Here is a 21,862-nt window from a genome sequence, read left to right as displayed (position 1 = left end):
AAATGCCAGCCTCCGGGCTGGCATTTTTTATGGTTGAGTTACCAGCGGCCGGACGCGCCGCCACCTCCGCTAAATCCGCCGCCACTTGAACCTCCACCGGAAGAGGATGAAGAAGAACCTTTTCTTGAAGCTCTTTCTTTACCGAGCTTCTTGTATTTGGCGCGTAACTTTTTATTCACCAGAAGCCAGAAGATAAGCAGCGGTACGATCGCAAAAGGCGTTAACATACCGCAGGCAACGATTAAATTCGTCCATGGTCCTGGCTCGGCAACATAGAGGAATACCATCCCGTAAATTGCGGCAGTGAGGGCAATCCACGGTAGATTTGATGGATCGGTAAAAATAATAAAATACGAAAGTACAGCCAGTAAAATAATGACAGCAATCGATAATGGAATTGGAGTTTTGATACTGTAATGATTTCCGCTGCTTTCTGGCAATTCACCATTCAACAGAAGCGCGCCGATATTTTCGCTGGCCAGTGTTAACCCTCCCATAAGATCATCGTTTTTGAACGCGGGGATCAATATATCACTGATAATCTTTGCCGCTTGCAGGTCGGTAACAACGCCCTCCAGTCCATAGCCAACTTCAATACGGACGGTATGATCTTCCCAGGCGACCAGGAGTAAAATACCATCGTTACGCTGTACATCGCCCAACTTCCAGCTATCAAAAACGCGTGTTGCATATTGTTCAATGGTATCTTCACCAGTGGATGGCACCACTAATATAGCGACCTGCGCCCGCGTATTCTGTGCAATCTTCTGTAACTGCAGTGTCAGAGATTGTTGCTCAGGTGAACTTAATGTATCAGTAAGATCGGTCACCTGTTGGTGTAGTTCCGGTACAGCAATTTGCTGGGCAAACACAGGAACGCACCACAATATGAGTAGAAAAAAGATTAAGCGCATATTGATCACCTGCGTCCGGATGAACCGCCGCCTCCTGAAGATCCGCCCCCGCCACGAAAAGAATTTCTCGACGAAGAGCGAGAATGAGCAGCACGACTCCCCGTTTTTTTGTTATTTTTTGCACTGGAACCCAGTTTAAGATTGCCAGTAAATATAGCCACAATGATCAGCAGAACGATGCCAGCAATGGTTATTGGCCCGATAAAATAATCAGTCAGCCCGATAATTGTTGATATCAATGCCATATCTTTATTACTGGCGAAAACCAGGCACCATCCCACAACAATTATCAGCAGCACGACAAACAATGAATTTCGTCCTGACTTAGGATGTTGCAGAGGCGTATTTTGTTTTATTGCTTTGGTGTTTTTATTCTTTGGTGCCAGCATCATGGAGAATGCGCGGTTCATATGAAAAAACACCATCAGGCGCCGCCAGCATTTGGCAGTAAACAATAAACTTATGCATACGAAAGATATTCGCCGAATGATGACATCATCACGAAAGAAGCAAAACCAAACGACGGGGGTTGCCAGTGAAATAAGCCATATTACAGGTCCGGGATTATCGATGAAGCGCCAGACGGCGGCAATAATGGCGATCATCAGCAATGTCCAGGCAAGACATGGCAGTGAGCGTTGCGGATTAGCAAACAGATGATTGGCTAAAGCATCCAGTGGACTAAGGTTCGCTTTGGTATGGGTAAACAGAGCTATGCCTTCAACTCCCTGCGTTAACCCGGCGAAGAGATTGTTTTTTTCAAACTCTGATTGCATACGGTAACGAACAATTTGCGAAGCTTGTTCTGGTGGCAACATTTCTTCCAGTCCATGTCCAATCTTCATTGACGCCCGCCCTTCCGGCCAAACGACGAGAATTAAGATACCTTCGCCGTACCGCTTCTCTCCAACGGGTTTCCAGTGATATACCCCGTAGCTCTGCGAGGCTGCAAGTTTAATGTTTTTGCCCCCTGTGGTCGGCACAACCAACACAGCCACCTGGAAGTGGTTTTGCTGCTCGAGAGTCTGTAATTGTTGAGTTAAAGCAATTTGTTCTTCTGACGTTAACGTCCCGGTCAAGTCCGTTACATATGGCACTTGTTCAGCGAATACAGGAAAAACGAATAGCGCCAGAATCAGGATAAAAATACGCATAGCAATTCCTTTCGTTACCAGCGCCCGGAAGCGCCACCGCCACCAGATGAACCGCCGCCACCGCTGAAATTGTCATTGTCGAAAGAAGAGGATGATGATGACGACGAATCTCTGTAGTTAGAATTGCTTCTGGTATGACGTGATGGCTGGTTGGCATTACGCATTGAATCACGCACTTTTCTGCCGAAAGGGGTAAAGGCGATGGCGACAGCCAGAAATGGTGTGGCGAAGCAGAGTAATGTTGCGAGCACTCCCCAGCTTCCGCTGAAACCGGCAATAGGTAAAACAAAGGCTAGTACAACAGCTGCGAAGCAAATCAATCCCAGCGTTTTGATATATCCCCTGGCGGAAATAAAGGTCAGTACTATCGCCCAGGCCAACAAAGCCCACCAACCGCTAAAGGGTAAAGGGTGATCGGTCGGTGTTATCGTTGCTAAATTATCCTCTGTCAGACGACTTTCAATATCGCTGATTCCCTCTTGCAAACCGCCAGCCAGGTCGCCATTTTTAAATGCTGGAATAATACTGTTGCGAATAATTTGTCCGGACTGTGCATCCGTAATAACGCCTTCCAGCCCGTAACCGATTTCAATACGCACGGTATGATCCTGCCAGGCGACTAACAGCAGAATGCCATCATCGCGGTCTTTATCACCTGGCTTCCAGCTATCGAATACCCGCGTTGCGTACTGTTCGATGGTTTCATCGCCTGTTGTTTCAACCACTAACACGACCAGCTGCGCCTGATTTTTTTGCGTCAGGGCTTTAATCTGGTTGGTCAGGGTGTTTACTTCGTTGTTCGTCAATGTGTCAGTTAAATCATTTACATACTTGGGTATTTCAGGTACTGGAATTTGCGTGGCAAACGCAGATGAACAGAAGAAAGCCATAAGAAAGATAAAATTTCGCATAGGGCTTCTCCGCTTAATGAGCATGAGTATTCTGGCTAAAATCTATTGTTGGGGCTTTACTTACTGCGGCGACATCATCTGGCAAATAATTTTTCTTCGGTGTGTAATCCATTACCTTTGCGGTTAATACTGCGGGAAATTTGCGGATGGTAACATTATATTGTTCAATGGCTTTAATATATCTTCCTCGCGCAACGGTAATTCGGTTTTCACTTCCTTCAAGTTGTACCATCAAATTTTGATAGAGTTCCTGAGCCTTTAATTCAGGATAACGCTCACTAATAATCGTTAGCTGGCCGAGTGTACGTGTCAGCTGCGACTGAGCTTGCTGCCAGGCTTGTAATTTTTGCGCATCTCCCGGAGCTTGCTGAAGATCGCTGCTGGCGCGATTAGCCTGGCTACGCGCCAATGTTACGGCTTCCAACACTTCTTTTTCATGGCTGGAATAACCTTTAATACTGGCGACGAGATTAGGAATAAGGTCGGCGCGGCGTTGATACTGATTCAGAACTTCTGACCAGGATGAATTAACCTGCTCGTCATAAGTTTGAATATCGTTATATCCACAACCTGATAAATTGAAAATAAATATAATTACGATGAATGTTCTGAACATGTTTAAATCCCTTTAGTTTAATACCCCAGGACATAATACGTCGTTTCATTATTTCCTTAATGATCTGATTCACTTTTTTATCTTAAACCCGCATGTAACAGAATGTTAATAAAGCATGAATATTGCGGTAGGATCTGCAATAATTAACAATTATCCACTTTACAGAGAATGCTATGCAGTACCCGATTAACGAGATGTTCCAGACCCTGCAAGGTGAGGGTTACTTTACCGGCGTCCCCGCCATTTTTATTCGTTTACAGGGATGCCCGGTCGGCTGTGCCTGGTGTGATACCAAACACACGTGGGAAAAACTTGAGGATCGGGAAGTTTCTCTTTTCAGCATTTTGGCGAAAACCAAAGAGAGTGATAAGTGGGGGGCAGCGAGCAGTGAAGACTTGCTCGCAGTCATCGGTCGTCAGGGATACACCGCGCGTCACGTGGTGATTACTGGTGGTGAGCCTTGTATTCATGATTTGCTGCCATTGACCGACCTGCTCGAAAAGAATGGTTTTAGCTGCCAGATCGAAACCAGCGGCACTCATGAAGTGCGTTGCACACCGAATACCTGGGTTACCGTGTCGCCAAAAATAAATATGCGTGGCGGTTATGAAGTGTTGTCTCAGGCACTGGAACGAGCCAATGAAATTAAACATCCTGTTGGGCGCGTACGGGATATTGAAGCACTGGATGAATTGTTGGCGACGCTGACCGATGATAAACCGCGAGTAATTGCCCTTCAGCCGATTAGCCAGAAGGATGATGCCACGCGTTTGTGTATTGAAACCTGCATTGCGCGGAACTGGCGTTTGTCGATGCAAACGCATAAATATTTGAATATTGCCTGATTAAACATTTATAAGCGTTGAAAATGAGTGGAACCTGTAAATAACTCCACTCATTTATATTCTTTGTCGCCTCTGAAACTACTCCATTTTGCCCATCCTGGACTAATCATTACCATTCTCTACAAATGCTGTGGCGTTAATTTTTCGCTGGAGTGAAAATTATTGCGGTGAAGTTTGGTAGATTTTAGTTTTTATAGATTTATTTTAAATATTTACCTTTTCAGTCAATGGATTAAGTGCTCTTTAACATAGTAGATGTGTTGTTTGTGTGATCCTGTAAAGTTGGTAGATTGTGACTGGCTTAAAAAATCATTAATTAATAATAGGTTATGTTTAGAGAGTTCCCCGCGTCAGCGGGGATAAACCGGAGGCCGAAAAACATGAGCATCATGAACTCAAGAGTTCCCCGCGTCAGCGGGGATAAACCGCTTTGCACAACGGCACCCTGAGTGGATTGTTAGAGTTCCCCGCGTCAGCGGGGATAAACCGGGGCAGATCGCCCGCCGCGATACGCTGGCAGAGAGTTCCCCGCGCCAGCGGGGATAAACCGCATCACCCGTCCTCTATTTCCCATATTATTTTTCGTTCCCTGTATCAGCAATAAACAACATATCCAGGTAGTTCAAAATAACTCTCTACCCCCGAGAATTTCACACTTATCAACACAAAAAACTCAATTTTAATTAAACTGGCATTTGTATAATTACTTAAACTATTAAAACCTTCTACTATCTTGTTTCATTTTCAGCAATATATCCGGCTATTAATTAATTTTTCAGAATAAAACTAAAGAAGAGTTTGATTTTTGAACTTATTGTTCATTGATTAAGGAATGAATCAGTATAATTTGCGGTTGTTTTTTGAGGTTAATTAGTAGTTTTGCATAACCCATTTTATGCACTATTGATAAATAGTTCTTATGGGTAAAGATATTCAGTTCATACTTTAAGTGAGAATTGATAAAGTACGATTCGCGTTGTCCTTTATTCTAAGGATATCGATTGCAGTTAATATTCCTTGTAAAAACAGGGATAAACCGGACTTGTTCTCATTTTTTAAGTTGCCGAACTTATGTTCCCCGCGTCAGCGGGGATAAACCTTTCAGTAGGGTTCAGCCCGGGCAGTTTCCCGCCCGGTCTTCCTTACTTACTCATTCGACCAGCTCTGGATCGAATCCGCACTCCCCAGTTCACCATGCATCACTTCATACGATTTTTTCAAAATCACATCGGTGTGTTTGGTTAGGTCTTTGAAAATACCTTTATTCATCGCGTCGTAGCGTTTGGCATTGCACTCAACAGGCATAAAGATATCTTTCACGCGAACCATTTTGTCGATCGCCGTTGCGTAATCCGGATACAGACCCAGACCTACTGCTGTATTAATCGCCGCCCCCAAACTTGCACAGCCGTTAATGGCGTTACGCCGTGCCCCACATATCCAGAGCGCAACACCCTAACATAGCGTTACTTAAGGGAAATTGACCGCCGACACACTCTTATCATTCGCCGCGATAGATGCAACCTGCGGTGCAGGTTTCTTTCACCATAACTGCACTTAACAGCGGAACAACCGGTTTAACCTGATCCCAAATCCATTTTGCTAAAACCTCGCTGGTCGGGTTTTCCAGACCTGGAATATCATTGAGATAATAGTGATCGAGGCGATCATAGGTTGGTTTAAATGCCGCTTTCAGTTCAGCGAAATCGATAATCCAGCCCGTATGCGGATCGACTTCCCCGGTAATTTCCAGGCGCACCATAAAAGAGTGCCCGTGAAGGCGACCACATTTATGCCCTTGTGGGACGTGTGGTAAGCGGTGAGCGGCTTCGAAGGTGAAATCTTTAAATAACGTGGTGGACATCATAATTTCTCTACAGGACGACAAAACGGGCGTAGAGTACCGGAAAGCCTGTTTTTTCGCATTATCTAAAATGGGTTTGTTGCGCAAAATAGCCTAATTATCTTAATGATGTTCAATATTTATTTATTTTTCATTGGGTTAATAAATCTATTTTGTTGTTAAAGACTATTGCTAAAACAGGTTAGTCGATTTGGTTATTAGTTATCGCTATCCCGTCTTTAATCCACACCGTTCGCCCCGTTAACCTTACCTTCTCTTTTGTTTTATGGGCGCAGACAGGGCGCAGAAACAGCTTTGCTTACTGGAACATAACGACGAATGACGACACAGGCCCCACCTTCCGCTTTGCTTCCGCTGAACCCGGAGCAACTGGCTCGCCTCCAGGCAGCCACTACTGATTTGACACCTACCCAGCTTGCGTGGGTATCCGGCTATTTCTGGGGAATACTTAACCAGCAGCCAGGTACACTTACAGCTACACCTGCGCCTGGCGCAGAAATGCCGGGTATCACTATCATCTCCGCTTCGCAAACGGGTAATGCTCGCCGGGTCGCTGAAGCGTTACGTGACGACTTATTAACGGCAAAACTGAAAGTTAAGCTGGTGAACGCAGGCGACTATAAATTCAAACAAATCGCCAGTGAAAAACTGCTTATCGTGGTGACTTCAACACAAGGGGAAGGGGAACCGCCGGAAGAAGCCGTCGCGCTGCATAAGTTCCTGTTCTCCAAAAAAGCGCCGAAGCTGGAAAATACCGCTTTTGCCGTGTTTAGCCTTGGTGACACCTCTTATGAGTTTTTCTGCCAGTCCGGTAAAGATTTTGACAGCAAGCTGGCGGAACTGGGCGGTGAACGCCTGCTCGATCGTGTTGATGCTGACGTTGAATATCAGGCAGCCGCCAGCGAATGGCGCGCCCGCGTGGTTGATGTTCTGAAGTCCCGCGCACCTGTTGCGGCACCTTCGCAATCCGTCGCTACTGGCGCGGTAAATGAAATTCACACCAGCCCGTATAGCAAAGAGGCGCCGCTGGTGGCGAGCCTTTCGGTTAATCAGAAAATTACCGGACGCAATTCTGAAAAAGACGTTCGCCATATCGAAATCGATTTAGGTGATTCAGGCCTGCGCTATCAGCCGGGCGACGCGCTGGGCGTCTGGTATCAGAACGATCCAGCACTGGTAAAAGAGATTGTTGAACTGCTGTGGTTGAAAGGCGATGAACCCGTCACCGTTGACGGCAAAACGCTACCGCTGGCAGAAGCCTTACAGTGGCACTTCGAACTGACCGTCAACACCGCGAATATTGTTGAGAACTACGCCACTTTAACGCGCAGTGAAACGCTGCTGCCGCTGGTGGGCGATAAAGCGAAGTTGCAGCATTACGCGGCAACCACGCCAATTGTCGATATGTTGCGTTTCTCTCCGGCGCAACTGGACGCTGATGCATTCATCGGTATTTTGCGCCCACTGACACCGCGCCTGTATTCCATCGCCTCATCGCAGGCGGAAGTCGAGAGCGAAGTGCACATCACCGTCGGCGTTGTGCGTTATGACGTGGAAGGCCGCGCCCGTGCGGGTGGTGCCTCCAGCTTCCTCGCCGATCGCGTGGAAGAAGAGGGCGAAGTTCGGGTGTTTATCGAACATAACGACAACTTCCGTTTGCCTGCTAACCCCGAAACTCCGGTGATTATGATTGGCCCTGGTACGGGCATCGCGCCGTTCCGCGCCTTTATGCAGCAGCGTGCCGCCGACGAAGCGCCGGGTAAAAACTGGCTGTTCTTTGGTAATCCGCATTTTACGGAAGATTTCCTCTATCAGGTGGAATGGCAGCGTTACGTCAAAGAAGGCGTGCTAACGCGTATTGATCTCGCCTGGTCGCGCGATCAAAAAGAAAAAATTTACGTACAAGACAAACTGCGCGAACAGGGTGCAGAGCTGTGGCGCTGGATCAATGACGGTGCCCACATTTATGTCTGCGGCGACGCCAATCGCATGGCGAAAGACGTTGAACAGGCACTTCTGGAAGTGATTGCCGAATTTGGTGGCATGGACACCGAAGCGGCGGATGAATTTTTAAGTGAGCTGCGCGTTGAGCGCCGTTATCAGCGAGATGTCTACTAATGAGCGAAAAACATCCAGGGCCTTTAGTGGTCGAAGGTAAACTGGCAGACGCGGAGCGCATGAAGCTTGAGAGCAACTACCTGCGCGGCACGATTGCTGAAGATTTAAACGACGGCCTGACCGGCGGCTTTAAAGGCGACAACTTTCTGCTGATCCGTTTCCACGGTATGTATCAGCAGGATGACCGCGATATCCGCGCTGAGCGTGCCGAGCAGAAGCTGGAACCGCGTCACGCGATGATGCTGCGTTGCCGTCTGCCTGGTGGGGTGATCACCACCAGACAATGGCAGGCGATTGATAAATTTGCTGAAGACAACACGATTTACGGCAGCATTCGTCTGACCAACCGCCAGACGTTCCAGTTTCACGGCATTCTGAAAAAGAACGTCAAGCCGGCACACCAGATGCTGCACTCGGTCGGGCTTGATGCGCTGGCAACCGCCAACGACATGAACCGTAACGTGCTTTGCACCTCGAACCCGTTTGAATCGCAGCTGCACGCGGAAGCGTATGAATGGGCGAAGAAAATTTCTGAGTACCTGCTGCCACGTACTCGTGCATATGCGGAGATTTGGCTCGATCAGGAGAAAGTCGCCACCACTGATGAAGAACCGATCCTCGGTCAGACCTATTTACCGCGTAAGTTTAAAACGACGGTAGTGATCCCGCCGCAGAACGACATCGATCTGCACGCCAATGACATGAACTTTGTGGCAATAGCGGAGAACGGCAAGCTGGTAGGCTTCAATTTGCTGGTGGGCGGTGGGCTGTCTATCGAACACGGTAACAAAAAAACCTACGCCCGCACCGCGAGCGAGTTTGGCTATCTGCCGCTGGAGCATACGCTGGCGGTGGCGGAAGCCGTCGTGACGACTCAGCGTGACTGGGGTAATCGAACCGATCGTAAAAATGCCAAAACCAAATACACGCTGGAACGTGTGGGGGTCGAGACGTTTAAAGCGGAAGTGGAACGTCGTGCGGGGATCAAGTTCGAACCGATCCGTCCGTATGAGTTCACCGGACGCGGCGATCGCATCGGCTGGATTAAAGGTATTGACGACAAATGGCACCTGACGCTGTTTATCGAAAATGGTCGTATTCTCGATTATCCGGGGCGTCCGCTGAAAACCGGCTTGCTGGAGATCGCGAAGATCCACAAAGGCGATTTCCGCATTACGGCGAACCAGAATCTGATCATCGCCGGTGTACCGGAAAGTGAGAAAGCGAAGATCGAGAAGATCGCCAAAGAGAGCGGGTTGATGAATGCCGTCACGCCGCAGCGTGAAAACTCAATGGCCTGCGTGTCGTTCCCAACGTGTCCGTTGGCGATGGCCGAAGCTGAGCGATTCCTGCCATCGTTTATCGATAACATCGATAATTTAATGGCGAAACATGGCGTCAGCGATGAGCATATCGTGATGCGTGTAACAGGCTGCCCGAACGGTTGTGGTCGCGCGATGCTGGCGGAAGTGGGCCTGGTGGGTAAAGCGCCGGGTCGCTACAACCTGCATCTTGGCGGCAACCGCATTGGGACACGTATCCCACGGATGTATAAAGAAAACATCACCGAGCCGGAAATCCTGGCGTCGCTTGATGAACTGATAGGGCGCTGGGCGAAAGAGCGCGAAGCGGGTGAAGGCTTCGGCGACTTTACGGTGCGTGCGGGCATCATTCGCCCGGTGCTCGATCCGGCGCGTGATTTGTGGGATTAACGCATCTCCTGACTATTCCCTCTCCTTTTGGGAGAGGGTGAGGGGAAAAGTGCAGAGGTAATTATGTCCAGACTCGATCTAAACGCCCTGAATGACCTGCCGAAGGTAGAGCGTATTCTGGCGCTGGCGGAAACTAACGCCCAACTGGAAAAACTGGACGCTGAAGGCCGCGTTGCCTGGGCGCTGGAAAATCTGCCCGGTGAATATGTGCTCTCTTCCAGTTTCGGTATTCAAGCAGCGGTGAGCCTGCATCTGGTGAACCAGATTCGCCCGGATATTCCGGTGATCCTCACCGATACTGGTTATCTGTTCCCGGAAACCTACCGCTTTATTGATGAGTTAACGGACAAACTCAAACTGAACCTGAAGGTCTACAGGGCAAAAGAAAGCGCCGCCTGGCAGGAAGCACGCTACGGCAAACTGTGGGAGCAGGGCGTTGAAGGCATTGAAAAGTACAATGAGATCAACAAAGTCGAACCGATGAACCGGGCGCTGAAAGAGCTGAATGCGCAAACCTGGTTTGCAGGATTACGCCGTGAACAATCTGGCAGCCGCGCCAATTTACCGGTGCTGGCTATCCAGCGTGGCGTATTTAAAGTGCTGCCGATTATAGACTGGGATAACCGAACTATTTATCAGTATCTGCAAAAACATGGCCTGAAATATCACCCATTATGGGACGAAGGATATTTATCGGTCGGTGATACTCATACAACCCGTAAATGGGAACCCGGCATGGCGGAAGAAGAAACGCGTTTCTTTGGCTTAAAAAGGGAATGTGGATTACACGAAGGGTAAATGTTATCCGGATAAATTAAACGCCTCTGTCAGAAATGATGGGGGCGTTTTTATTTTGCGAGCAGCATTCCGGCATTTAAACGTGAACGTCGCAGGGAGAATCAACAGGTATAGAATGGTGTCGGGTGCTTGAGGCTGTCTGGCGTTAAGCATTCGCGAGGTTCCAGATGGACAAAAGCCCCAGGCGATATTTCTATCAACCTGAGGCCAGCGTTCGAACGTAGCAATTCGGATGTTAGTCTCTTCTTTGCAGGGAGGCAAGAGATGCTGACAAAATATGCCCTTGTGGCAATCATAGTGCTGTGTTTTACAGTACTGGGATTCACGCTGATGGTAGGCGACTCGTTGTGTGAGTTGAGTATCAGAGAACGTGGTATGGAGTTTAAGGCAGTTCTCGCTTACGAATCGAAGAAGTAGCCACCACGCGGGGGTAAAACCCCGCGTATTGAATTGTGATGGTTTGGTCTCCTGCACCCTTTTTTTACTCTGTTTCAGGTGGCATTGATTTCCTGCAGGCACAGGAATAATCAGTTAAAACTCCTCAAGACGCCTTCGCCAGCTCCTTCACCAGCGGTAGCATTATCCGCATTACATCACGGCAGCGGCGTTCTATTCTTCCAGGAAGTGCCTTATCAATATGCTGTTGATTATCCAGTCTTACATCATGCCAGCTGGTTCCCTCAGGGAATGCGGCTGTTTTTGCGCGTTGCTGATAACCGTCTTTATTTCCCAGATTCCAGTTTGTCGCTTCCACCGAAAGTACGGCAATACCGGCTTTGTCGAAAACTTCGGCGTCATTACAACATCCGGTGCCTTTCGGATAATTTTTATTCAAACCCGGATTGGTCGTGGCGGCAATTCCATGACTGCGGGCAATTGCCAGCGCCCTGTCTCGCGTTAATTTCCTTACTGCTTCAGGGGTTTTTACGCCACTGTTGAAATACAATTTATCGCCGACAATTAAGTTATCGAGATTAATCACCAGCAGCGTATTTTTCCTTTCGGTATCACTCATCCGCTTGAGCAAATTCTCAGCACCTAATTTCCCTTCCTCTTCGCCACTGGTCGCCACAAAACGAATACCATATTCGGTTGGCGTATTTTTCAGGCGTTCTGCCAGTTCCAGCATGACACCTAAACCTGCGGCGTTATCATCCATTCCTTGTAATGTCAGCCCGCCGAGATTGGCATCGGCGTCAGCATCGCTCTGCGGGGCGTAGGTATCCAGATGCGCCATAATAATGATCTGCTGCGGCGCTTTGCCTTCATGGGCGGCAATCACCGTACTTCCCGTCACGTTATGCCAGTTCTTGCGATTATCGCGGGCGGTATAAATATATCGGCTATTAAATGTCCGAATATCACTGCGATAACCCATTTGCTGAAACTGTTGGCGAATATAATCGGCAGATAACATTTCTGCGGGTGTTCCGGTCATGCGTCCCGGAAAGAAAGTGGCAATATGTCGCGCCTGTGTATTGGCAAAATCACCAGGTTTAGGTGACGAGGCGTGTACGGGGAGAATAAAGCATACGCCGAGCGCCAGGGCAGCGGTACGGTGGCGCAATGCGGAAAACATAGTGAGTCCTTAAATACCATGCAAATTTTTTTACCGCCATAGTATGAAACTGCCGCTGCGCTAAAACAATTTCAAATCTTCCTAAATGCCCGAAATCCGGAGCCTTAAGCACTTTTTGATATTAGCTTTGCCAAATCGTTATTCCGTTAAGGAACTACTCATTCTAATTGGTAATTTCATTCGTTCTCTTACGCTCCCTATAGTCGAAACATCTGATGGCAAGAAAATAGCGGTATTGCAAAGGAACGGTTATGGATCAAAAACGACTTACTCACCTGCGGCAACTGGAGGCGGAAAGCATCCACATTATTCGCGAGGTGGCTGCAGAATTCTCAAATCCGGTGATGCTCTACTCTATCGGTAAAGATTCCAGCGTCATGCTGCATCTGGCGCGCAAGGCGTTTTATCCAGGTACGTTGCCTTTCCCATTGCTGCATGTTGATACTGGCTGGAAATTCCGCGAGATGTATGAGTTCCGCGATCGCACGGCTAAAGCCTACGGCTGCGAGTTGCTGGTGCATAAAAATCCGGAAGGCGTGGCAATGGGGATTAATCCATTCGTGCACGGCAGCGCCAAACATACCGACATCATGAAAACTGAAGGTCTGAAGCAGGCACTGAACAAATACGGTTTTGATGCCGCCTTCGGTGGTGCACGCCGTGACGAAGAAAAATCCCGCGCTAAAGAGCGTATCTACTCTTTCCGTGACCGCTTTCATCGTTGGGATCCAAAAAATCAGCGCCCGGAGCTGTGGCACAACTACAACGGGCAGATTAACAAAGGCGAAAGTATCCGCGTCTTCCCGCTTTCCAACTGGACCGAACAGGATATCTGGCAGTACATCTGGCTGGAAAATATCGACATTGTTCCGCTGTATCTCGCCGCTGAACGTCCGGTTCTGGAACGCGACGGTATGTTGATGATGATTGATGACAACCGTATCGACCTGCAACCCGGCGAAGTGATTAAAAAACGGATGGTGCGTTTCCGCACGCTGGGCTGCTGGCCGCTGACCGGCGCGGTGGAGTCAAATGCGCAAACACTGCCGGAGATCATCGAAGAGATGCTGGTTTCCACCACCAGTGAACGTCAGGGCCGCGTGATTGACCGCGACCAGGCAGGGTCGATGGAGCTGAAAAAACGTCAGGGGTATTTTTAAGATGAACACCGCACTTGCACAACAAATCGCCAATGAAGGTGGCGTCGAAGCCTGGATGATCGCGCAACAACATAAAAGCCTGCTGCGTTTTCTGACCTGTGGCAGCGTCGATGACGGCAAAAGTACCCTGATTGGTCGCCTGCTGCACGATACCCGCCAAATCTATGAAGATCAGCTTTCATCACTGCATAACGACAGTAAGCGTCACGGCACCCAGGGCGAAAAACTGGATCTGGCATTGCTGGTGGATGGTCTGCAAGCTGAGCGCGAGCAGGGCATCACCATTGACGTGGCTTACCGCTATTTCTCCACCGAGAAGCGTAAATTTATTATCGCCGACACTCCTGGGCACGAACAGTACACCCGCAATATGGCGACCGGCGCGTCAACATGTGAGCTGGCGATCTTGCTGATCGACGCCCGTAAAGGCGTACTCGATCAAACCCGCCGGCACAGTTTTATCTCTACGCTGTTGGGGATCAAACATCTGGTCGTGGCGATCAACAAAATGGATCTGGTGGATTACCGCGAAGAGACGTTCACCCGCATTCGTGAAGACTACCTGACTTTCGCGGAACAATTACCGGGCAATCTGGATATCCGCTTTGTGCCACTCTCCGCGCTGGAAGGCGATAACGTGGCTTCGCAAAGTGAAAGTATGCCGTGGTACAGCGGTCCGACACTGCTCGAAATGCTGGAAACCGTAGAGATCCAACGAGTGGTGGATGCCCAGCCAATGCGCTTCCCGGTGCAGTACGTTAACCGCCCGAATCTTGATTTTCGTGGCTACGCCGGAACGCTGGCCTCTGGCAGCGTGAAAGTCGGGCAACGTGTCAAAGTGCTCCCCTCTGGCGTGGAGTCAAACATTGCGCGGATCGTTACTTTTGATGGCGATCGCGAAGATGCCTTTGCCGGAGAAGCGATCACTCTGGTGCTGACGGATGAGATCGACATCAGCCGTGGCGATCTGCTGCTGGCGGCAGACGAAGCGTTACCGGCAGTGCAGAGCGCGTCGGTGGATGTGGTATGGATGGCGGAACAACCGCTTTCCCCAGGCCAAAGTTACGACATCAAAATTGCCGGGAAGAAGACGCGAGCCCGTGTTGATGGCATTCGCTATCAGGTTGATATTAATAACCTTAATCAACATGAAGTTGAAAACCTGCCGCTGAACGGCATCGGCCTGGTGGATCTCACCTTTGATGAGCCGTTGGTGTTAGATCGTTATCAGCAAAACCCGGTTACCGGCGGGCTGATTTTTATCGATCGCCTGAGCAACGTGACCGTGGGTGCCGGTATGGTGCATGAGCCGAAAAACGAGGCCACCGTTGCGCCGTCGGAATTTAGCACGTTCGAGCTGGAACTGAATGCGTTAGTACGCCGCCACTTCCCACACTGGGGTGCGCGCGATTTACTGGGAGGTAATTGATGGCGCTGCATGACGAAAATGTCGTCTGGCATAGCCATCCAGTAACTGTGCAACAACGCGAGCAACACCACGGTCATCGTGGTGTTGTGCTGTGGTTCACCGGTCTCTCTGGTTCCGGTAAATCAACGGTTGCGGGGGCGCTGGAGGAGGCGTTACATAAACTTGGTGTCAGTACGTATTTGCTGGACGGCGACAACGTTCGCCACGGTTTATGCAGCGATCTCGGTTTTAGCGATGCCGATCGTAAAGAAAATATCCGCCGCGTCGGTGAAGTAGCAAATTTAATGGTTGAAGCCGGACTGGTGGTGCTGACTGCGTTTATTTCCCCACATCGCACTGAGCGCCAGATGGTTCGTGAACGTGTAGGAGCAGGTCGATTTATCGAAGTGTTTGTCGATACTCCGCTGGCGATTTGCGAAGCTCGCGATCCCAAAGGCTTGTATAAAAAAGCGCGCGCTGGTGAACTGCGTAACTTTACCGGAATAGACTCCGTTTACGAAGCGCCTGAATCGGCAGAAATTCATCTCAATGGTGAACAATTAGTAACAAATTTGGTTCAGCAATTATTAGATCTACTGAGACAGAACGATATTATCAGATCCTGAGACACCACCGGGTTTCCATGCCCGGTTCGTCAAAGTAACAGGATCAGATATGCGTAATAGCCATAACATTACACTAACAAATAGTGAAAGCCTTACTGAGGATGAAGAAACCACATGGTCGCTGCCAGGTGCTGTGGTGGGTTTTGTCTCCTGGCTGTGTGCGCTGGCGATACCGATGTTGATTTATGGCTCTAACACGCTGTTCTTCTTTATCTATACCTGGCCTTTCTTTCTGGCGCTGATGCCCGTCGCGGTGGTGGTGGGTATTGCGCTGCATTCATTGATGGACGGAAAGCTACGCTACAGTATTGTTTTCACCCTGGTGACTGTCGGCATTATGTTTGGTGCACTGTTTATGTGGTTGCTGGGCTAATTTGTTCTTTCCCGTCTACTCTGTTCATAATTCAAACCGTAACCAATAATGAGATTATGTTCTGCACGCCCTGGGTATACGTAACAATGGACAAATGTGGTACATTTGCCCGCGTTGTCGCGGTATCCCCAACAGAGGATGTAGAGTCGTCTTCGGATGCATGGGATGAAGATGCCGTTTTTCAGGGGGCAGGATGGGTAAACTAACGCTGCTGTTGCTGGCTATTCTGGTCTGGCTACAGTATTCGCTGTGGTTCGGTAAGAACGGTATACATGACTATACCCGCGTCAATAATGATGTGGCGGCACAGCAAGCTACAAACGCAAAACTTAAAGCGCGAAACGATCAGCTTTTTGCCGAAATTGACGATCTCAATGGCGGTCAGGAGGCGCTCGAAGAGCGAGCGCGTAATGAACTCAGCATGACCAGGCCGGGCGAAACTTTTTATCGTCTGGTGCCTGACGCGTCGAAACGCGCACAGTCTGCGGGGCAAAACAATCGATAAATCAGCCCAGGAATTAACATGGCAACCACTCATTTGGATGTTTGCGCCGTGGTTCCGGCGGCCGGATTTGGCCGCCGAATGCAAACGGAATGTCCTAAGCAATATCTCTCTATCGGTAATCAAACCATTCTTGAACACTCGGTACATGCGCTGCTGGCGCATCCCCGGGTGTCGCGTGTCGTCATTGCTATAAGCCCTGGCGATAGTCGTTTTGCACAACTTCCTCTGGCAAATCATCCGCAAATCACCGTTGTTGACGGTGGCGAAGAGCGTGCTAATTCCGTGCTGGCGGGTCTGAAAGCCGCAGGTGACGCGCAGTGGGTGTTGGTGCATGACGCCGCACGCCCTTGTCTGCATCAGGATGACCTTGCGCGTCTGTTAACTCTGAGCGAAACCAGCCGCACGGGGGGGATTCTCGCCGCGCCGGTGCGCGATACCATGAAACGCGCCGAACCGGGCAAAAATGCGATTGCTCATACTGTTGATCGCAACGGTTTATGGCACGCGCTGACGCCGCAATTTTTCCCTCGTGAGCTGTTACATGACTGCCTGACGCGTGCTTTAAATGAAGGCGCTACCATTACCGATGAAGCCTCGGCGCTGGAATACTGCGGTTTTCATCCACAGCTGGTCGAAGGCCGTGCAGATAACATTAAAGTCACGCGCCCGGAAGATTTGGCGCTTGCCGAATTTTACCTCACCCGAACCATCCATCAGGAGAATACATAATGCGAATTGGACACGGTTTTGACGTACATGCCTTTGGCGGCGAAGGCCCAATTATCATTGGTGGTGTGCGCATCCCTTACGAAAAAGGGCTGCTGGCGCATTCTGATGGCGACGTGGCGCTCCATGCGCTTACCGATGCATTGCTTGGTGCAGCGGCGCTGGGGGATATCGGCAAACTGTTCCCGGATACCGATCCGGCATTTAAAGGAGCAGACAGCCGCGAGCTGCTGCGTGAAGCCTGGCGACGCATTCAGGCGAAGGGGTATACCCTCGGAAACGTCGATGTCACTATCATCGCTCAGGCACCGAAAATGCTGCCGCACATTCCACAAATGCGCGTGTTTATTGCTGAAGATCTCGGCTGCCATATGGATGATGTTAACGTGAAAGCCACTACTACGGAAAAACTCGGATTTACCGGCCGTGGGGAAGGGATTGCCTGTGAAGCGGTGGCGCTACTCATTAAGGCAACAAAATGATTGAGTTTGATAATCTCACTTACCTCCACGGTAAACCGCAAGGCACCGGGCTGCTGAAAGCCAACCCGGAAGATTTTGTGGTGGTGGAAGATTTAGGCTTTGAGCCTGATGGTGAAGGTGAGCATATTCTGGTGCGCATTCTTAAAAACGGCTGCAATACCCGTTTTGTGGCTGACGCGCTGGCGAAATTCCTGAAAATCCATGCGCGTGAAGTCAGCTTCGCCGGGCAGAAAGACAAACATGCAGTGACGGAACAGTGGTTATGCGCTCGCGTTCCGGGCAAAGAGATGCCCGATCTGAGCGCCTTTCAACTGGAAGGTTGTCAGGTGCTGGAGTATGCGCGCCACAAGCGTAAACTGCGTTTAGGGGCGCTGAAAGGCAACGCCTTTACCCTGGTGCTGCGAGAAGTAAGCAATCGTGATGACGTTGAACAGCGACTGATCGATATTTGCGTGAAAGGTGTACCGAACTACTTTGGCGCGCAGCGTTTCGGTATTGGCGGTAGTAACCTGCAGGGCGCGCTGCGCTGGGCGCAAACCAATACTCCGGTACGCGATCGCAATAAACGCAGTTTTTGGTTGTCGGCAGCACGTAGTGCGTTGTTTAATCAGATTGTTGCTGAGCGCCTCAAAAAAGCAGAAGTTAATCAAGTTGTTGACGGCGATGCGCTACAATTAGCCGGGCGCGGCAGTTGGTTTGTTGCAACTAACGAAGAACTGGCGGAATTACAGCGTCGCGTCAACGATAAAGAGCTGATGATTACCGCTGCGTTGCCCGGTAGCGGCGAGTGGGGAACCCAACGTGAGGCGCTGGCATTCGAACAAGCAGCCGTGGCCGAAGAAACTGAATTACAAGCTTTACTGCTGCGCGAAAAAGTTGAAGCCGCGCGCAGAGCGATGCTGTTATATCCGCAACAATTAAGCTGGAACTGGTGGGATGACGTCACCGTAGAAATCCGTTTCTGGCTTCCGGCGGGAAGTTTTGCGACCAGCGTTGTCAGGGAACTTATCAACACAACAGGTGATTATGCGCATATTGCTGAGTAATGATGACGGGGTACATGCACCCGGTATACAAACGCTGGCGAAAGCCTTGCGTGAGTTTGCTGATGTTCAGGTGGTCGCCCCGGATCGTAACCGCAGCGGCGCTTCAAATTCCCTGACGCTGGAATCCTCCCTGCGTACGTTTACCTTTGAAAATGGTGATATCGCTGTGCAAATGGGAACCCCGACTGACTGCGTCTATCTTGGCGTGAACGCACTGATGCGTCCACGTCCTGATATTGTAGTTTCGGGCATTAACGCCGGGCCCAATCTGGGGGATGATGTTATCTATTCCGGTACGGTAGCCGCTGCGATGGAAGGCCGTCATTTAGGTTTTCCGGCGCTGGCTGTTTCGCTTGACGGGCATAAACATTATGACACTGCGGCGGCGGTAACCTGTTCCATTTTGCGCGCACTGTGTAAAGAGCCGCTGCGCACCGGGCGCATTCTCAATATTAATGTTCCAGATTTACCACTGGATCAAATCAAAGGTATTCGCGTGACGCGCTGCGGTACGCGACATCCGGCAGATCAGGTGATCCCGCAGCAAGATCCACGCGGCAATACGCTGTACTGGATTGGCCCACCGGGCGGTAAGTGCGATGCTGGTCCGGGAACCGATTTTGCTGCGGTAGATGAGGGATATGTCTCCATCACGCCGCTGCATGTGGATTTAACGGCGCATAGCGCGCAAGATGTGGTTTCAGACTGGTTAAACAGCGTGGGAGTTGGCACGCAATGGTAAGCAGACGCGTACAAGCACTTCTGGATCAGTTACGTGCGCAAGGTATTCAGGATGAGCAGGTGCTGAATGCACTCGCCGCCGTGCCGCGTGAAAAATTCATTGATGAAGCGTTTGAACAAAAGGCCTGGGACAATATCGCGTTGCCGATAGGTCAGGGGCAGACAATTTCGCAGCCGTATATGGTGGCGCGAATGACCGAATTACTTGAACTGACGCCGCAGTCGCGGGTGCTGGAAATCGGCACCGGTTCGGGATATCAAACGGCAATCCTGGCGCATCTTGTCCAGCATGTATGTTCGGTCGAACGGATTAAAAGCTTGCAGTGGCAGGCGCGTCGTCGCCTGAAAAATCTTGATTTACATAATGTTTCAACCCGTCACGGCGATGGATGGCAAGGTTGGCAAGCACGTGCGCCGTTTGACGCTATCATTGTAACGGCAGCACCGCCTGAAATTCCTACTGCGCTAATGACGCAACTGGATGAAGGCGGGATTCTCGTCTTGCCGGTCGGGGAAGAGCACCAGTATTTGAAACGGGTGCGTCGCCGTGGGGGCGAATTTATTATCGATACCGTAGAGGCCGTGCGCTTTGTCCCCTTAGTGAAGGGGGAGCTGGCTTAAAGTGCGAGAGAATACCTGGAATTTTCCTGGTTATTTTGCAGCAAGTCAGCGTATCGTGAACATCTTTTCCAGTGTTCAGTAGGGTGCCTTGCACGGTAATTATGTCACTGGTTATTAATCAATTTTTCCTGGGGGATAAATGAGCGCGGGAAGCCCAAAATTCACCGTTCGCCGTATTGCGGCTTTGTCACTGGTTTCGCTATGGCTGGCTGGCTGTTCTGACACATCGAATCCACCGGCACCAGTTAGTTCCGTTAATGGCAATGCGCCGGCAAATACCAATTCAGGTATGCTGATTACGCCGCCGCCGAAAATGGGAACGACATCTACAGCGCAGCAACCGCAAATTCAGCCGGTACAGCAGCCACAAATTCAATCTACGCAACAACCACAAATCCAGCCGGTACAGCCTGTCGCTCAGCAACCGGTGCAAATGGAAAATGGGCGTATCGTCTACAACCGTCAGTACGGGAATATTCCGAAAGGCAGTTATAGCGGCAGTACCTATACCGTGAAAAAAGGCGACACACTTTTCTATATTGCCTGGATCACTGGCAACGATTTCCGCGATCTCGCCCAACGCAATAATATTCAGGCACCATACGCGTTGAACGTCGGTCAGACCTTACAGGTTGGCAACGCCTCCGGTACGCCAATCACTGGCGGAAATGCCATTACCCAGGCGGATGCAGCAGAGCAAGGAGTTGTGATCAAGCCTGCACAAAATTCCACCGTTGCTGTTGCGTCGAAACCGACAATTACGTATTCTGAGTCTTCGGGTGAACAGAGTGCTAACAAAATGTTGCCGAACAACAAGCCAACTGCGACCACGGTCACAGCGCCTGTAACGGTGCCAACAGCAAGCACAACCGAGCCGACTGTCAGCAGTACATCAACCAGTACGCCTATCTCCACCTGGCGCTGGCCAACTGAGGGCAAAGTGATTGAAACCTTTGGCGCTTCTGAGGGGGGCAACAAGGGGATTGATATCGCAGGTAGCAAAGGACAGGCAATTACCGCGACCGCAGATGGCCGCGTTGTTTATGCCGGTAATGCGCTGCGCGGTTACGGTAATCTGATTATCATCAAACATAATGATGATTACCTGAGTGCCTACGCCCATAACGACACAATGCTGGTCCGGGAACAACAAGAAGTGAAGGCGGGGCAAAAAATAGCAACCATGGGTAGCACCGGAACCAGTTCAACACGATTGCATTTTGAAATTCGTTACAAGGGGAAATCCGTAAACCCGCTGCGTTATTTACCGCAGCGATAATTCGGCGGAACCAGGCTGTTGCTTGAGCGTTCCGTCAAGGGATCACGGGTAGGAGCCACCTTATGAGTCAGAATACGCTGAAAGTTCATGATTTAAATGAAGATGCGGAATTTGATGAGAACGGAGTTGAGGTTTTTGACGAAAAGGCCTTAGTAGAAGAGGAACCCAGTGATAACGATTTGGCCGAAGAGGAACTGTTATCGCAGGGTGCCACACAGCGTGTGTTGGACGCGACTCAGCTTTACCTTGGTGAGATTGGTTATTCGCCACTGTTAACGGCCGAAGAAGAAGTTTATTTTGCGCGTCGCGCACTGCGTGGAGATGTTGCCTCCCGCCGCCGGATGATTGAGAGTAACTTACGTCTGGTGGGTGATGCTGCCAACT

At 50.0% G+C, this 21,862-nt stretch carries 23 protein-coding genes and 1 pseudogene; 17 read left to right on the top strand and 7 right to left on the bottom strand.

Annotated features, from left to right (window positions below):
• Window positions 1-38 precede the first annotated feature (38 nt).
• From A7589_RS14995 to A7589_RS14980, 4 genes are read right to left on the bottom strand one after another with little or no spacing between them, the layout of a single operon-like run.
• A complete protein-coding gene (locus A7589_RS14995) occupies window positions 39-923 on the bottom strand; it encodes a TPM domain-containing protein (protein ID WP_123058218.1) in 885 nt (294 codons plus the stop codon).
• A complete protein-coding gene (locus A7589_RS14990) occupies window positions 920-2,068 on the bottom strand; it encodes a TPM domain-containing protein (protein ID WP_001217903.1) in 1,149 nt (382 codons plus the stop codon). The genes A7589_RS14995 and A7589_RS14990 overlap by 4 nt, the downstream gene beginning before the upstream one ends.
• A 14-nt stretch (window positions 2,069-2,082) precedes the next feature.
• Entirely contained in the window at window positions 2,083-2,979 is an 897-nt protein-coding gene (locus A7589_RS14985) for a TPM domain-containing protein (RefSeq protein ID WP_001243481.1), read from the bottom strand.
• A 13-nt stretch (window positions 2,980-2,992) separates the two neighbouring features.
• Window positions 2,993-3,595: a LemA family protein gene (locus A7589_RS14980; protein WP_000490101.1), complete on the bottom strand. Its 603-nt coding sequence runs from the start codon at window positions 3,593-3,595 to the stop codon at window positions 2,993-2,995.
• Between the two features lie 173 nt (window positions 3,596-3,768).
• Between A7589_RS14980 and queE the strand changes: the two genes are divergently transcribed.
• Window positions 3,769-4,440, top strand: coding sequence for a 7-carboxy-7-deazaguanine synthase QueE (queE, locus tag A7589_RS14975; protein ID WP_001199968.1), 672 nt, complete (start codon window positions 3,769-3,771; stop codon window positions 4,438-4,440).
• A 1,146-nt stretch (window positions 4,441-5,586) separates the two neighbouring features.
• Here the strand turns inward: queE and A7589_RS14970 are convergent.
• Both A7589_RS14970 and queD read right to left on the bottom strand, forming a co-directional pair.
• Window positions 5,587-5,871, bottom strand: a pseudogene (locus tag A7589_RS14970) (FGGY-family carbohydrate kinase); the annotation flags it as partial.
• 70 nt (window positions 5,872-5,941) lie between these two features.
• Window positions 5,942-6,307 (bottom strand): 6-carboxytetrahydropterin synthase QueD, encoded by a 366-nt coding sequence (gene queD / locus A7589_RS14965; protein ID WP_016159619.1) that lies wholly within the window; start codon window positions 6,305-6,307, stop codon window positions 5,942-5,944.
• A gap of 315 nt (window positions 6,308-6,622) precedes the next feature.
• Between queD and cysJ the strand changes: the two genes are divergently transcribed.
• From cysJ to A7589_RS14940, 4 genes are all read left to right on the top strand, one after another.
• Window positions 6,623-8,422, top strand: coding sequence for an NADPH-dependent assimilatory sulfite reductase flavoprotein subunit (gene cysJ, locus A7589_RS14960; RefSeq protein ID WP_000211338.1), 1,800 nt, complete (start codon window positions 6,623-6,625; stop codon window positions 8,420-8,422).
• Complete coding sequence (gene cysI, locus A7589_RS14955) at window positions 8,422-10,134, top strand: assimilatory sulfite reductase (NADPH) hemoprotein subunit (RefSeq protein WP_108188905.1); 1,713 nt, start codon at window positions 8,422-8,424, stop codon at window positions 10,132-10,134. The genes cysJ and cysI overlap by 1 nt, the downstream gene beginning before the upstream one ends.
• A 63-nt stretch (window positions 10,135-10,197) precedes the next feature.
• Window positions 10,198-10,932, top strand: coding sequence for a phosphoadenosine phosphosulfate reductase (gene cysH / locus A7589_RS14950; RefSeq protein WP_000088609.1), 735 nt, complete (start codon window positions 10,198-10,200; stop codon window positions 10,930-10,932).
• A 264-nt stretch (window positions 10,933-11,196) separates the two neighbouring features.
• Window positions 11,197-11,349, top strand: coding sequence for a Hok/Gef family protein (locus A7589_RS14940; RefSeq protein WP_000956460.1), 153 nt, complete (start codon window positions 11,197-11,199; stop codon window positions 11,347-11,349).
• Between the two features lie 124 nt (window positions 11,350-11,473).
• On the opposite strand, the gene iap is transcribed toward A7589_RS14940, so the two are convergent.
• Complete coding sequence (gene iap / locus A7589_RS14935; protein ID WP_000490415.1) at window positions 11,474-12,511, bottom strand: alkaline phosphatase isozyme conversion aminopeptidase; 1,038 nt, start codon at window positions 12,509-12,511, stop codon at window positions 11,474-11,476.
• 251 nt (window positions 12,512-12,762) lie between these two features.
• Here iap and cysD point away from each other — a divergent pair, with 251 nt between their 5' ends.
• From cysD to A7589_RS14875, 12 genes are all read left to right on the top strand, one after another.
• Window positions 12,763-13,671 carry a sulfate adenylyltransferase subunit CysD gene (gene cysD / locus A7589_RS14930; protein WP_000372392.1) on the top strand — a complete coding sequence of 303 codons (909 nt, stop codon included), beginning with the start codon at window positions 12,763-12,765 and terminating at the stop codon, window positions 13,669-13,671.
• Window position 13,672: 1 nt separating this feature from the next.
• Entirely contained in the window at window positions 13,673-15,100 is a 1,428-nt protein-coding gene (gene cysN, locus A7589_RS14925) for a sulfate adenylyltransferase subunit CysN (protein ID WP_001090341.1), read from the top strand.
• Window positions 15,100-15,705, top strand: coding sequence for an adenylyl-sulfate kinase (cysC, locus tag A7589_RS14920; protein ID WP_001173684.1), 606 nt, complete (start codon window positions 15,100-15,102; stop codon window positions 15,703-15,705). The genes cysN and cysC overlap by 1 nt, the downstream gene beginning before the upstream one ends.
• Window positions 15,706-15,754: 49 nt before the next feature.
• Complete coding sequence (locus A7589_RS14915) at window positions 15,755-16,078, top strand: DUF3561 family protein (RefSeq protein WP_001246115.1); 324 nt, start codon at window positions 15,755-15,757, stop codon at window positions 16,076-16,078.
• Window positions 16,079-16,271: 193 nt separating this feature from the next.
• Window positions 16,272-16,583 carry a cell division protein FtsB gene (ftsB, locus tag A7589_RS14910; RefSeq protein ID WP_000517479.1) on the top strand — a complete coding sequence of 104 codons (312 nt, stop codon included), beginning with the start codon at window positions 16,272-16,274 and terminating at the stop codon, window positions 16,581-16,583.
• A gap of 18 nt (window positions 16,584-16,601) precedes the next feature.
• The gene (gene ispD / locus A7589_RS14905) at window positions 16,602-17,312 is read left to right on the top strand and encodes a 2-C-methyl-D-erythritol 4-phosphate cytidylyltransferase (RefSeq protein WP_000246151.1); all 711 of its coding nucleotides are present in this window, start codon (window positions 16,602-16,604) and stop codon (window positions 17,310-17,312) included.
• Window positions 17,312-17,791 carry a 2-C-methyl-D-erythritol 2,4-cyclodiphosphate synthase gene (gene ispF, locus A7589_RS14900; RefSeq protein WP_001219242.1) on the top strand — a complete coding sequence of 160 codons (480 nt, stop codon included), beginning with the start codon at window positions 17,312-17,314 and terminating at the stop codon, window positions 17,789-17,791. Before ispD ends, ispF begins: the two co-directional genes overlap by 1 nt.
• On the top strand, window positions 17,788-18,837 hold the full coding sequence (gene truD / locus A7589_RS14895; RefSeq protein WP_000568938.1) for a tRNA pseudouridine(13) synthase TruD: 1,050 nt from the start codon (window positions 17,788-17,790) through the stop codon (window positions 18,835-18,837). The genes ispF and truD overlap by 4 nt, the downstream gene beginning before the upstream one ends.
• Window positions 18,818-19,579, top strand: a complete 762-nt coding sequence (gene surE, locus A7589_RS14890; RefSeq protein ID WP_001295182.1) for a 5'/3'-nucleotidase SurE — start codon at window positions 18,818-18,820, stop codon at window positions 19,577-19,579. The genes truD and surE overlap by 20 nt, the downstream gene beginning before the upstream one ends.
• Complete coding sequence (gene pcm / locus A7589_RS14885; RefSeq protein ID WP_000254704.1) at window positions 19,573-20,199, top strand: protein-L-isoaspartate O-methyltransferase; 627 nt, start codon at window positions 19,573-19,575, stop codon at window positions 20,197-20,199. Before surE ends, pcm begins: the two co-directional genes overlap by 7 nt.
• Before the next feature lie 139 nt (window positions 20,200-20,338).
• Entirely contained in the window at window positions 20,339-21,478 is a 1,140-nt protein-coding gene (nlpD, locus tag A7589_RS14880) for a murein hydrolase activator NlpD (RefSeq protein ID WP_001272603.1), read from the top strand.
• Between the two features lie 62 nt (window positions 21,479-21,540).
• The coding region (locus tag A7589_RS14875) for a sigma-70 factor domain-containing protein (protein ID WP_108188904.1) at window positions 21,541-21,862 on the top strand (322 nt) is incomplete at its 3' end.

Origin of the sequence: Escherichia sp. MOD1-EC6475, from assembly GCF_003046645.1 — a bacterium.
In the GTDB taxonomy this organism is placed as follows: Bacteria; Pseudomonadota; Gammaproteobacteria; order Enterobacterales; family Enterobacteriaceae; genus Escherichia; species Escherichia ruysiae.
This window is presented reverse-complemented; position numbering and strand designations above follow the sequence as displayed.

Coding starts and splice junctions, on each gene's coding strand:
- A7589_RS14990 (WP_001217903.1), bottom strand. CDS start 2,068: ATGCGTATTTTTATCCTGATTCTGGCGCTATTCGTTTTTCCTGTATTC.
- A7589_RS14985 (WP_001243481.1), bottom strand. CDS start 2,979: ATGCGAAATTTTATCTTTCTTATGGCTTTCTTCTGTTCATCTGCGTTT.
- A7589_RS14980 (WP_000490101.1), bottom strand. CDS start 3,595: ATGTTCAGAACATTCATCGTAATTATATTTATTTTCAATTTATCAGGT.
- queE (WP_001199968.1), top strand. CDS start 3,769: ATGCAGTACCCGATTAACGAGATGTTCCAGACCCTGCAAGGTGAGGGT.
- queD (WP_016159619.1), bottom strand. CDS start 6,307: ATGATGTCCACCACGTTATTTAAAGATTTCACCTTCGAAGCCGCTCAC.
- cysJ (WP_000211338.1), top strand. CDS start 6,623: ATGACGACACAGGCCCCACCTTCCGCTTTGCTTCCGCTGAACCCGGAG.
- cysI (WP_108188905.1), top strand. CDS start 8,422: ATGAGCGAAAAACATCCAGGGCCTTTAGTGGTCGAAGGTAAACTGGCA.
- cysH (WP_000088609.1), top strand. CDS start 10,198: ATGTCCAGACTCGATCTAAACGCCCTGAATGACCTGCCGAAGGTAGAG.
- A7589_RS14940 (WP_000956460.1), top strand. CDS start 11,197: ATGCTGACAAAATATGCCCTTGTGGCAATCATAGTGCTGTGTTTTACA.
- iap (WP_000490415.1), bottom strand. CDS start 12,511: ATGTTTTCCGCATTGCGCCACCGTACCGCTGCCCTGGCGCTCGGCGTA.
- cysD (WP_000372392.1), top strand. CDS start 12,763: ATGGATCAAAAACGACTTACTCACCTGCGGCAACTGGAGGCGGAAAGC.
- cysN (WP_001090341.1), top strand. CDS start 13,673: ATGAACACCGCACTTGCACAACAAATCGCCAATGAAGGTGGCGTCGAA.
- cysC (WP_001173684.1), top strand. CDS start 15,100: ATGGCGCTGCATGACGAAAATGTCGTCTGGCATAGCCATCCAGTAACT.
- A7589_RS14915 (WP_001246115.1), top strand. CDS start 15,755: ATGCGTAATAGCCATAACATTACACTAACAAATAGTGAAAGCCTTACT.
- ftsB (WP_000517479.1), top strand. CDS start 16,272: ATGGGTAAACTAACGCTGCTGTTGCTGGCTATTCTGGTCTGGCTACAG.
- ispD (WP_000246151.1), top strand. CDS start 16,602: ATGGCAACCACTCATTTGGATGTTTGCGCCGTGGTTCCGGCGGCCGGA.
- ispF (WP_001219242.1), top strand. CDS start 17,312: ATGCGAATTGGACACGGTTTTGACGTACATGCCTTTGGCGGCGAAGGC.
- truD (WP_000568938.1), top strand. CDS start 17,788: ATGATTGAGTTTGATAATCTCACTTACCTCCACGGTAAACCGCAAGGC.
- surE (WP_001295182.1), top strand. CDS start 18,818: ATGCGCATATTGCTGAGTAATGATGACGGGGTACATGCACCCGGTATA.
- pcm (WP_000254704.1), top strand. CDS start 19,573: ATGGTAAGCAGACGCGTACAAGCACTTCTGGATCAGTTACGTGCGCAA.
- nlpD (WP_001272603.1), top strand. CDS start 20,339: ATGAGCGCGGGAAGCCCAAAATTCACCGTTCGCCGTATTGCGGCTTTG.